The 11,242-nt window shown below is 55.4% G+C and carries 14 protein-coding genes and 1 pseudogene; 6 read left to right on the forward strand and 9 right to left on the reverse strand.

What is annotated here, in order from left to right:
- Positions 1-73: 73 nt before the first annotated feature.
- On the reverse strand, positions 74-550 hold the full coding sequence (locus MRX98_RS06860; protein ID WP_246904252.1) for a VOC family protein: 477 nt from the start codon (positions 548-550) through the stop codon (positions 74-76).
- Positions 551-693: 143 nt separating this feature from the next.
- On the opposite strand from MRX98_RS06860, the gene MRX98_RS06865 reads away from it, so the two are divergent.
- Positions 694-1,308, forward strand: coding sequence for a TolC family protein (locus MRX98_RS06865; RefSeq protein ID WP_281432230.1), 615 nt, complete (start codon positions 694-696; stop codon positions 1,306-1,308).
- 710 nt (positions 1,309-2,018) lie between these two features.
- Here MRX98_RS06865 and MRX98_RS06870 read toward each other — a convergent pair.
- The 6 genes from MRX98_RS06870 to MRX98_RS06890 form a co-directional block, all read right to left on the reverse strand.
- Positions 2,019-2,528: a transposase gene (locus tag MRX98_RS06870; protein WP_246904256.1), complete on the reverse strand. Its 510-nt coding sequence runs from the start codon at positions 2,526-2,528 to the stop codon at positions 2,019-2,021.
- A gap of 93 nt (positions 2,529-2,621) precedes the next feature.
- A complete protein-coding gene (locus MRX98_RS06875) occupies positions 2,622-4,247 on the reverse strand; it encodes an ABC-F family ATP-binding cassette domain-containing protein (RefSeq protein WP_246904258.1) in 1,626 nt (541 codons plus the stop codon).
- 99 nt (positions 4,248-4,346) lie between these two features.
- The gene (locus MRX98_RS06880) at positions 4,347-5,042 is read right to left on the reverse strand and encodes an NAD(P)H-binding protein (protein ID WP_246904260.1); all 696 of its coding nucleotides are present in this window, start codon (positions 5,040-5,042) and stop codon (positions 4,347-4,349) included.
- 40 nt (positions 5,043-5,082) lie between these two features.
- Positions 5,083-5,673 carry a hypothetical protein gene (locus MRX98_RS06885; RefSeq protein ID WP_246904262.1) on the reverse strand — a complete coding sequence of 197 codons (591 nt, stop codon included), beginning with the start codon at positions 5,671-5,673 and terminating at the stop codon, positions 5,083-5,085.
- Positions 5,674-5,877: 204 nt separating this feature from the next.
- Positions 5,878-6,006, reverse strand: coding sequence for a hypothetical protein (locus tag MRX98_RS22000; protein WP_281432218.1), 129 nt, complete (start codon positions 6,004-6,006; stop codon positions 5,878-5,880).
- Between the two features lie 40 nt (positions 6,007-6,046).
- Entirely contained in the window at positions 6,047-7,480 is a 1,434-nt protein-coding gene (locus MRX98_RS06890) for an aldehyde dehydrogenase family protein (protein ID WP_246904264.1), read from the reverse strand.
- 93 nt (positions 7,481-7,573) lie between these two features.
- On the opposite strand from MRX98_RS06890, the gene MRX98_RS06895 reads away from it, so the two are divergent.
- The 4 genes from MRX98_RS06895 to MRX98_RS06910 all read left to right on the forward strand — a co-directional run bounded on the left by MRX98_RS06895 (position 7,574) and on the right by MRX98_RS06910 (position 9,517).
- On the forward strand, positions 7,574-7,972 hold the full coding sequence (locus MRX98_RS06895) for a hypothetical protein (RefSeq protein WP_246904270.1): 399 nt from the start codon (positions 7,574-7,576) through the stop codon (positions 7,970-7,972).
- A gap of 289 nt (positions 7,973-8,261) precedes the next feature.
- Entirely contained in the window at positions 8,262-8,519 is a 258-nt protein-coding gene (locus MRX98_RS22255) for a redoxin domain-containing protein (RefSeq protein ID WP_425523873.1), read from the forward strand.
- A gap of 12 nt (positions 8,520-8,531) precedes the next feature.
- Positions 8,532-9,020, forward strand: a complete 489-nt coding sequence (locus MRX98_RS06905) for a MarR family winged helix-turn-helix transcriptional regulator (RefSeq protein ID WP_246904277.1) — start codon at positions 8,532-8,534, stop codon at positions 9,018-9,020.
- A gap of 65 nt (positions 9,021-9,085) precedes the next feature.
- Entirely contained in the window at positions 9,086-9,517 is a 432-nt protein-coding gene (locus MRX98_RS06910) for an organic hydroperoxide resistance protein (RefSeq protein WP_246904280.1), read from the forward strand.
- 555 nt (positions 9,518-10,072) lie between these two features.
- Here MRX98_RS06910 and MRX98_RS06915 read toward each other — a convergent pair.
- The gene (locus MRX98_RS06915) at positions 10,073-10,390 is read right to left on the reverse strand and encodes a HigA family addiction module antitoxin (protein ID WP_246904292.1); all 318 of its coding nucleotides are present in this window, start codon (positions 10,388-10,390) and stop codon (positions 10,073-10,075) included.
- 8 nt (positions 10,391-10,398) lie between these two features.
- Positions 10,399-10,680 carry a type II toxin-antitoxin system RelE/ParE family toxin gene (locus MRX98_RS06920; RefSeq protein WP_246904294.1) on the reverse strand — a complete coding sequence of 94 codons (282 nt, stop codon included), beginning with the start codon at positions 10,678-10,680 and terminating at the stop codon, positions 10,399-10,401.
- Positions 10,681-10,798: 118 nt separating this feature from the next.
- Here MRX98_RS06920 and MRX98_RS06925 point away from each other — a divergent pair.
- Positions 10,799-11,242: pseudogene (locus tag MRX98_RS06925) on the forward strand (site-specific integrase); the annotation flags it as partial.

The raw sequence follows: 11,242 nt of genomic DNA on the forward strand, positions 1-11,242 counted from the left end.
GCGCCTTACCGGCGCGCTGCGGGCTAACGTACGACATAGGAAAAGCGCGGATTGGACGCCAACGGTTGAGTTCTCAAGGTTTACGTTCCATGAGATTCTCTCGGGACGTCAGCTGCCCGAGCTGTTGGGCGAGCCCGATGAGAATCCCCTCGGGACCCCGGATGTAGCAAGGTCGGTAGATGCCTTCGTAATTAACGACTTCACCGACCACTGTCGCACCGAGCTTGCTCAGCCGCGCGAGGGTGTCGTTGATATCCTCGACGGTAAACATGACGCGCAGGTATTCCAACGAGTTCACGGGAGCTGTGCGATGATCCGACGCGATGGCGGGAACATCGAAACGCGAGAGCTCGAGGCGGCTGTGTCCGTCAGGGGTGCTCATCATGGCGATCTCGACGCGCTGCCCACGCACGCCGGTAACGCGGCCTGCCCATTCGCCCTCAATGGGCATGCGCCCTTCGAGGGTCAGGCCAAGTTCGGTGAAAAACGCAATGGCGGCATCGATATCTTCCACTACGATGCCGACGTTGTCCATGCGCTTGACGGTCATGATGTCTCCTTGACGTCTAACGTCCACCATCACAGGAGAGAAAAGTATGCTGAATTCGCAAATGAGAGTTCAACACGAAAATATGCCAAAACCATGGTACTGGTCGCCGCCAATGCGCGCATCGGCGTGGCCAAAAAGCAGCCCTGTTTCCCCAAATCGGCCTGACCGGCGCCTTCGGCGTGCAAAGCACGGCGCTGTCCGACCTCTTCACCCGGCCGTCACGCATCTGGACTTTCGGCCCCGTCGTCACCCTGCCGATCTTCAACTCCGGCCGCAACCGGGCCAACATCGCGCTGGCCGAAGCCCGGCAGCAGGAACTACTGATCCGTTACGAGCAAACCATCCTGCACGCTTTCCGGGGACTGGAAGACGCCTTGACGGCCCATCACAAGACCCGCGAAGCGCTGACCGCGCACCGCAAAACCGTGCAGGCCTCCCGCGAAGAGCCGGGAATCGCCGAGTACCGCCACAAGAGCGGCCTGACCAGCTACCTGAACGTCCTGGACGCCCAGCGGACACTGATCACCCAGGAGATCGCGGAGAGCCGCACCCTGCTTGCCCAGCTTGTGACTGTGGTCCGGATCTACCGCGCCTTGGGAGGTGGATGGGATACGGATTTGCATCAAGGGGGTTGGCTGCCCCCACAACCTGCAAACCACACCCATGGACAAGCCATGACGAGTGCAAGCCGGTGGGTTAACAGGGCTCGGAATTCGGCGAGCAGAGCACGAATCCTTCGCCATACCAGGAATCTCTGAAGTCGATCAGCGTATTGTCGAACAACTCCTTATCATTAGCCGGGTAGACAATTTCGATGCCTTTGCAATGGACCACTTCGTCGTTTGTTCGCGGTTCATCCAGAACCATGCCCAACCGGGGACCGATTCACCCGTCGCCCTGCCGGATCAAACGAATGGATCGGGCGGAGGACCGTTCAATGATTTTGAGAAGTTTCATCCGGGCATTGTCGGTGACAGTAATCTCGATCATCTCATTTTCCTTGCGCAGAGCACTTCGGTTTTCTGGTTATCTCGTTCGTCACCCCGGGCCACCGGGAAGAAACATAATGTCCGAGGGCACACCTGTCATCCCCCCTTTGAAAGGTGAGATCACGAAGGTCGAGCACCGAAGCGAGCGCACTGGTGGCACTGGGGACGTCCATAAATTAATAAATTAACCTAAGAGAGCTTCAAAATCATCTATGTCGTTTTCATTCGACAATTTCTCGCCGCGCTTGACCGAAATGCTGACCGCCGGTTGGGCCAACCCCATTTTTGCATCAAGTTCAGTATTTTTACAGCAAGTTCAGTTGCCTGCATTCCCAAAAACCTCACCGCCCAAAAGCACAACAGACTGCGCGCCTGCATCACTTTCGGATACCGTCCCGGTGCAAAGAGCTGTTCGGACCGCACATCGTGGATCTTGGCGGCATACTGCGTAAGGATTTGCAAATCGAAACCCTTTGCGATCAGGCGGTAACGCCGCTCAAGCCGCTCATTGCTGGATTCAAGAACGTTGAGAACAAAATCGCTATCGCCCAGGATGCGTACACTCCCCTTGAGAAAAGATCCAGCGCCTTAAGATCGGCCACAATGCTCGCTCTGAGGGGGTTAAGGTGAATGTAGCGCGGCAGCACAAGCAGATAGGCATCTTCCCGGCGAAGAATCGATTTGCATCTGTTTTGAAAAAGCGGGCCATGGCGTCGGTAACGGCGGTTAAAATATTGTGCATAACCGGTCAGCAAACGACGCATCAACGTTGATAGAGCAACCGTGCCGGTTCGAACCAGCAAATGCACGTGATTGCTCATCAAGGCCCAAGCAAAACAGGGTGTTTCGGATTCGGCTGCAATTTGCCCCCAACGCTCAAAAAAGTTGTTGCGGTCGGTGTCATCCTTGAAAATGGCTTTGCGTTCAATCCTCCGCACTATGACATGATGCAAAGCCCCGGGAGCATCTATTCTGGCTTCTCGCAGCATACACGAGGATTATCAAAGCGTTTTTCGCAAGTCAATTTATTTACTTATGGACGTCCCGTTTGCCCCACCTTCATGCATCGCACAGCCGTTTGCTCAGGCAGCTTTCCTGATCAGCAGCGCCCGGGTTTCTTCGACTTCCTTGCTTGCGATATACGCGTCAAAGGTCATGCGGCGATCGATGACACCGCCGGGCGTGATTTCAATCACCCGGTTGACGACGGTGCTGAGGCACTCGTGGTCTTGGGAGATGAACAGAATCACTTCAGGGAAATCCGACAAGCTATTATTCAATGCGGTGATCGCTTCGAGATCGAGGTGGTTGGTGGGTTCGTCGAGCATCAGGACATTGGCTTCGGAAAGCATCATCCGCGAGAGCATGCAACGCACTTTTTCCCCACCGGAGAGCACGTTGGTTTTTTTGAGGGCCTCCTCCCCGGAAAAAAGCATCCGGCCCAGGAAGGTTCGGGCAAAGTTTTCGCCCTCCGTGGGCGGCGCAAACTGAAGTAGCCAGTTGATCAGGTTCTGGTCGCCTGTGAAATAGGCGCTGTGCTCCTTGGGAAAATAGGCGTGGGTGATGGTAAGGCCCCAACTGAATGTACCGCTGTCCGGCGCCATCTCACCGGACAAAATTTGAAACAAGGTGGTCTTGGCCAGACTGCTCACGCCCATGAAGGCGACTTTATCGCCCGCGTTGACCGTAAAGCAGACGTTGTTCAGTACCTTTTCGCCATCGATGGTTTTGGTGAGTCGGTCCACTTTCAAAATGATATTGCCACAGGGGCGGCCCGGCTTGAAGCTGATAAAGGGGTATTTTCTGGAGGACACCGGCATGTCCTCGAGGGTGAGTTTTTCGAGCAGTTTCTTCCGGGACGTGGCTTGCTTGGATTTGGAGGCGTTGGCGCCAAATCGCTGGATAAAGGCCTTGAGTTCGTTGGCGCGGTCGGTGACCTTCCGGTTTTCGGCCTGCTTCTGTCGCAGGCGCAATTGGCTGGCCTGGTACCAGAAATCGTAGCTCCCTTGATATACCGATATCTGTCCGAAATCGATATCGGCAATGTGGGTGCACACCTGGTTCATGAAATGGCGATCATGGGATACCACAATGACCGTATTCTGGAACTTGAAAAGAAATTCCTCCAACCAGGCAATGGACTTGATGTCCAGATTGTTGGTCGGTTCGTCGAGGAGCAGGACGTCCGGGTTGCCGAACAGGGCCTGGGCCAGAAGCACGCGCACCTTTTCGCCGCCTTCGAGTTCTTTCATCTTTTTCTGGTTCAATGCCTCCGGGATGAGCAGTTTTTCCAGCAGCACCGACGCCTCGGACTCTGCCTCATAGCCGTTCATCTCCTCGAATCGCACCTCGAGCTCACTTGATTCGATGCCGTCCGCTTCGGTGAAATCGGCCTTGGCATACAGGGCGTCCCGCGCGATCATAATTCGGTATAGCTCTTCATGACCCATGATCACGGTGTCTAAAACCGTCTGCTCGTCAAAGGCGAAATGGTCCTGCCGCAATACGGCGATGCGCTCCCGGGCGCCGACAGATACCGTTCCCGAATCCGATTCGATCTCCCCGGCCAGAATTTTCAGGAATGTGGACTTGCCGGCGCCGTTGGCGCCGATGAGCCCGTAACAGTTCCCCGGTGCAAATTTAATATTGACCTCTTTAAACAGAACCCGCTTGCCATAGGCCAGGGTCACATTGGTTGCGCTAATCACGATGATGGTTTCCTTTCTTGCATAAAAAAGCCACAGGATCGGCTCCTGCGGCTGCGAAAACGCGTCTTATACCACCATGCGTGCTGAAAGGGAATCGATTTATGTAAATCCATCCGGTTCATTCATTGCGGCATCATCACGGACGTTGTCCGCATCGAAAATCTCATCCAAGCGGTACCACGCGACGCCGGGCGCCCGCGACCGGCTGACCTGGACCATTTTCGCCGCCACCTGCCAACCGGCAATCGGTCGATAACGCCGCAAACCCGGGATGGCGCAGAACACCGGCAGCAACCAGCCACCCAGCTTTTCCGCCCAGCGTACCTGTTCCCTTTGGCCGATCAGCAGGGAAGGTTGAAAAATGCTAATGCGCTCAAACGGCAAGGCCAGGACCTTTTGCTCCAACTCCCCCTTCATCCGCAAATAGGCGTTGCGGCTCCGGGAATCGGCCCCGCTGGAGGAAACAAGCAAATAATGGCGCACCCCCTGGTCGGCCGCCAATCGGGCCGCCCGGTACTGGTACGCCAGGTCCACCACCCGCTGGGCGTGGCGGGAGCCGGCCTTTTTTCGCGTGGTACCCAGGCAGGAGAAGAAAATATCCCCGCGAAAGGCCTCGGCATATCCTTCCAAACGGTCGAAGTCCACAACCTGATTGAGCACCTTTGCATCGCCATGCGGCGCCGGGCGCCGGGTCAGCGTGACGATGCGCTCGACGTGGCCGGCAGCCGCCAATCGTTCCGTCAATGCCCGGCCCACCAAACCAGTGGCGCCGATGACAATCGCCGTTTGATTCATAGCGCGCACCCCTCAAGTCGGCAGACGTCTCTTTCCATATTCAAAGGATTTTAATGTAGTAATAAAGTGCAACATTCCTTGGGCGCGTCTCCTTGCCGCCCTTATTTTCCGTAGCACCGATCCGTTCATGGGCTGTATTGGGCGAACCATCCTCACCTTTGAAACTTCTTCCCCAAATACCTGCTGTTGAAATAGCATGATTATGATTCAGAAAATCATCTGCCTGAAAGTCACCGACATTTCGATTCTGGCCATCCGGGTCTTGCTTCCCATCATTACGGTTAACATTTAAACCTCTTATAAATACGCCCCTTAAATCCGGTAACTTCGTTTTACCAGTAAGCGTATAAAACGGTGTTTTTGTAGAGACCTCATCGCCATTTGCCAATACCCATTGGTTCCCATAATTCTCTTTCATCTGATTAGGTGCTAAGTATGAAGCGAGTATTGTACCAACGGGCAAATTGGTAAGGACACCATCTTGTTTCTCACCTCTCTTGGGATCGATTTTTATCCCCCATATATCAATTGCGGAGTCGCCTCGAATTACGGCAATCGAAACCAAAACCGTGAGAACCGCAATGCAAATTGCTATAATTGAAACAGGGATTTTTTTAATAAGCTCTTCCACTTTATCCTCCTTGAGCCATTTGCACAAAAGATATGCCCAGGCACAACTAAAGTCACGCTGACACAGTATACATCAAGTCTTTCATGGTCGAACATTTTGCACCTTTTCGAGTACGTGTACGTGAACCGCCCCTTCGGGGCTGACTACGCGTACGACTATCATGGATCGCCAACTATGATTCGACAGCCCAAAAGCCGTATTGCATTATGACAGTTCGCGAATGCCGACGGTGTCGATGTTGGCGTCGATCATCCGGTAATCCACGTTGGCCTCGGCGTGCGCTTCGAACCACGGGTCGAAGCCGAGGTCGCCCAATTGCACTGGATCCGCCATTGTGCCGTCCTATGCGCGGGCGCCGGGTTGGATGAGGACATCAGGCCCCCGGCGTGCGGATCACCAGCAGTCGGATTTCGGTCATCTCCTCGATGGCATAGCGCAACCCCTCGCGGCCCAGCCCCGAATCCTTGACCCCGCCGTAGGGCATGTGGTCCACGCGCCAGGAGGGCACGTCGCCCACCACCACGCCGCCCACCGCCAACTGGTCCCAGGCCTGCTGGGCGCGGTAAAGGTCACGGGTGAAGAGGCCGGCCTGCAGCCCGAAGCGCGAGGCGTTGACTTGGGCGATGGCCTCGTCGAAGCGGCTGAAGCGGGAGAGCACGGCCACCGGCCCGAAGGCCTCTTCCCGGCAGATGTCCTGATGCGGCGGCACATCTTCCAGCAAGGTGGCCGACAGCACCGCGCCCTTGCGCTGGTTGCCGCACAACACCCGCCCGCCGGCCGCCACGGCCGCGGCGATCCAGTCTTGCAGGCGGTCGGCCTCCTTTGCCGAAATGAGCGGGCCGATAAAGGTGTCCTCTTGCTTGGGATCACCGCACTGCAATGTGTTCACCTTGGCCACCAGCTTGGCCTTGATCCGGTCGTAGATCTGTTCGTGGGCAATGATGCGCTGCACGCTGATGCAGCTCTGCCCCGACTGGTAAAAGGCGCCCATCACCAGGCGCTCGACGGCGTCGTCCAGGTCGGCGGTCTCGTCCACGATGCAAGCCGCGTTGCCGCCCAGTTCGAGCACCACCTTCTTTTTGCCGGCCCGGGCCTTGAGGCCCCAGCCCACGGTGTCCGATCCGGTGAAGCTGAGCAGCTTGAGCCGGTCGTCGGAGATGAGCTGATCGGCGCCGTCCCGGGGACAGGGCAGGATGGAAAAAGCACCCTCGGGCAGCCCGGTTTGGGAAAGCACCTCGCCGATGATCAGGGCCCCCACCGGTGTGGCGCTGGCCGGTTTGAGCACGAACGGGCAACCGGCGGCGATGGCCGGGGCCACCTTGTGGGCCACCAGGTTGAGGGGGAAGTTGAAGGGACTGATGAAGGCGCAGGGCCCCACCGGCACCCGCTGGGTCATGCCCCGGTAACCGTCGGCCCGGGCGCTGATCTCCAGGGGAATGGTCTCACCGCCGATGCGCACCGCCTCTTCGGCGGCCACCCGGAAGGTGTCGATCAGCCGGGTGACCTCGCCGCGGGCATCGTTGATCGGCTTGCCTGCCTCGATGCACAGGGCCATGGCCAGCTCTTCGGCGCGCCGTTCGAAGGCGCCCACGCAACCGGAAAGAATGTCGCGGCGTTGATGGGGCTTGAGGGCCGCCATGGCCGCGGCGGCCCCATCGGCCGCACTGATCGCCCGATCGATGAGCGCCGGATCGGCCAAGGGCACCCGGGTGGCCGTCGCGCCGGTAAACTTGTCTATCACGGCCAGGTCGGCATTGGGTGTTTCGGGGCGGTTGGCCAAGTAGAGCGGATATGTCGGTTGCAGCATCTTACACTCCTTTTCTCCGCATGGTGACTTCAACGCATGGTATTATTGAAAACATAGTCCTATCCCGTCAAGACCGCAAGAAGCCGTTGCCGGATGGACAGCAACACTACTGTGGCGATTTGGATTGCGGTTGTGCCCGAGTGCGTTGTGTTCAAAACGGGCGCGAAGCACGCCTGCGCTTTTGGGCGGAGCAGGCACTCGGACACAAAAAACCGCTTGCCTTTTATTGTGCCCAATATTATTTACCCCTGTATTGTTGTGGGCAATATGGGGACCGGGACTTTGTGCATGGAAAACGGCATCGCCGAAAAGGCACTTTCCGATCGGATTTCGCAACGGATCGTCAGCAGGTATAAAAGCCGGCCTTGCGATTCTTACCGGACGCCACTGCACTCCGTCAAAGAAGGTTGGCATCTTCCTATTTTCGTTGATGTGCCGGATGTGCAGTCGCTCATCCGGAAGACAATTACAATCGAATACTTTGGAGGTTGAAATGGTGAAAAGGAAAATTGTTGTCGCGTTGTTCGCATTGATGTTTCTGTCCGGCTGTGCCGCGATGAACACGCCAAAGCCATCCGCCGAGTCGGGCTCGAAAGCCCCTGAGTTCGCTTTGCCGAATCAAGACGGGAGCGAAGTGGCGCTCAGCGCCGTGCTCGCCGATCATCGCGGCGCAGTGCTTGCCTTCTATCCGAAAGACGACAGCCGCAACTGAACGTCCGCGTTCGTTGAGTTTCAACGAAACATCGCGGAATTCGAAAATCGCAAAATCAAAGTTCTCGGCATCAGTCGCGACGCCTCCGAATCCCACCGGGCCTTTATCGCCAAGCATCAGCTGACGTCCATTACCTTGCTTGCCGATGAAAAAGGCACCGTCACTTCGCTGTACAGGACCAACCATCCCTTGCTGCCGGTCTCGAAGCGGGTTTATATCATTGTGGACAAAGAAGGTAACATCGTTTACAGAAAGGACACCGGGTTCGGGCTTCTGGACAACCAGACGCAAACGCTGCTCGGGGAAATCGACCGCAATGTTCGATGAATGTGAGCACCCATGGCCATGGCCGAAGACGGATTTTTAAAGCTCGACAATCAACTGTGCTTTGTGCTGTATGCCGCGTCCCGCATGCTCACGAAGCTCTATGGCCCTTTTCTCGCCAAACTGGATATGACCTATCCCCAATACCTGGTCATGCTGGTGCTTTGGGAGCAGGACCATCAGACCGTTACCGCTATCGGCAAACGCTTGTATCTCGACACCGGTACCCTGACGCCCTTGCTCAAACGCCTGGAGGCGCAAGGACGGATTTCCCGCAACCGGTCGGCCGACGATGAACGGAAAGTCGTGGTTACGCTCACACAGCAAGGAAAGGCCCTCAAAAACACGGCGCGGAGCATCCCTGAGGCACTCTTTTGCCGCAGCGGTCTTACTCTGGAAGAATTTCTGTCTCTCAAGACAAGCGTCAGCGATCTGTTGTTGCGGATGGACGCGGAAATGAAGACGGATCATGCATGCGATGCGCGCCTGGAGGGTTCCGGTTGAACGCCATGAACGGCCGGGACGTTCCGCATATCAATCATCAATTGGAATGAAGGAGAAGAGACAAAATGGCAGTCAATGCGCTGTATACGGCAATGGCCGCAGCCGGCGGAGGCAGGAACGGATATACAAGATCGGACGACGGTTTGATCGACGTCCGATTATCCGTTCCAAAGGCAATGGGCGGCCCCGGCAAAGAGGGCGCCACAACACCCGAACATTTGTTTGCGGCGGGTTACGCCGCCTGTTTCGGCAGCTCCTGCGAGTTCATGTCGCGTCAGCTCAAACTGATTCCCAAGTCCATTGAAGTAAAATGCGCCGTGGGCATCGGGCCCGACGACGCAGACGGTTTCGGCCTGGTGGTGGACTTGGAGGCCATTGTCGAAGGTCTGTCGCCGAAAGAGGCCGAAACGGTCGTGGCTGCCGGGCATCAGGCCTGTCCCTATTCCAGAGCCGTCAAAGGCAATGTCGACGTCACCATCAAGGTCACCGCTAAGTAACTTTCTTCAGGGCAAAAGGCAAAAAAGACATTCATTGTTGCAACGGCTTGCATCGTCGATCAACTCGGGATCAAACAACCGGACACCCCCTCACAGAATCACTGGTACCATAGGCAAATAAATCGAGGCGACCAACCCAGCAGCAAGTTCCACAATGATGCTCTTGAAACGCCCACGGAAAAGATGGCCGTCGCAGTAGATCCGGAAACCGCTGCCGATCCTTCATCGAGCAAAATATTGCCCGGCGGTTATCGTCCCGCGATAGGACGCGTCATAATGCCCAGGGAAATTCGATCCGCCATTGCCGTGCCATGATACAACTGAGTAACGCAATTCATGGGAGCTGTCGGCTTTTATTCATATTTCAAGGTTTGACCCCATCCCCACTTGCAGAAATCCATCCTGAGTACTTCTCGCTCATACAGTTATAACGCTGGAAGCCAGGAGCAGCCAGGGCTTCCACTGACTTGATGAAAGATGGTTGATGCTCAATTCCCCTCGGCTTGTCAAAATTCCGCCGGCCCTGGCTGTCGCCTGGGCTGATTGGTTATAACCTTAGGGAATATTTGTTGCTTCCCGCTGAAGTGCATTTATTTCATTATTAAGCCGTTTTCCTATCAAGTCCTCTGTGGTTTCCAGGTCGTAACGATTCTGGAGATTCAGCCAAAATTGAGGAGTCATGCTAAAAAATCGGCCAAGGCGAAGTGCGGTATCGGCAGTAATGGATCGTTTCTCATGCACTATTTCATTTATACGCCGGGGAGAAACGCTTATATCTTTGGCCAAGCGATACTGGCTGATTCCCATGGGAGCCAAAAATTCTTCCATTAGAATCTTGCCGGGATGAATGGGCGGTAATTTTTTACTTTGCATATGATCTCCTAATGATAATCTGTTATTTCAACTTCATACGCAGAGCCATTGCGCCATTTAAAACAAATCCGCCATTGATCGTTTATGCGTATGCTGTGCTGCCCTTTCCGGTCGCCTCTTAATGCCTCTAACCTATTGCCCGGAGGCACTCGTAAATCATTTAAATCCACTGCAGCATCAAGTATTACAAGCTTTTTGCGTCCTATGCCCTGAATATTTTTGGGCAATCTCGCTGAAAATTGCCTGTTGAATATTTTCTCAGCTTCTTTGTCCCGGAAAGATTGAATCATATAACACATATTAACGCTTCACGATAATAACGTCAAACGTTAAATCCGGAAATGCAATTCGAGGAATGCTTCAGACAATTGCCGTTGTTGTTTGCCATTCTATTCCAATGGGGGTTGTATGAATGATTGCCATTGGAATCCGAAGGATTCCTCAAATGTTGCGCCCGATCGATACCATCCGGCCGCCGTATCCGGCGGGCAGCCCCGTTTGCTGGATCAGGTGAGAAACGTTATCCGCTGCAAACATTACAGTATCCGTACCGAGCAAAGTTATATCGATTGGATCAAAGGAGCTCGGCGATTTCGAAAATGTGGTGCGGGCGAAAAGACCGCAAAAGCTTCCTGTGGTGTTCACCCCGGAGAAGGATTCGGTTCCGTTTATTTGCCCTACGCGTTGGAAAGAAAGTACGCGAAAGCGGGACGCAGCTGGCCCTGGCAGTATCTGTTTCCGGCAACGCGCCGGTCCGTTGCCCCCCGCTCGGGAGTGGAGCGGCGACACCCTATTTCGGAAACCGTGCCGCAGCGGGCCGTAAAGAATGCCATTCGCCAATGCGGGGTGATC

This window comes from Desulfatitalea alkaliphila, from assembly GCF_022968795.1.
In the GTDB taxonomy this organism is placed as follows: Bacteria; Desulfobacterota; Desulfobacteria; order Desulfobacterales; family Desulfosarcinaceae; genus Desulfatitalea; species Desulfatitalea alkaliphila.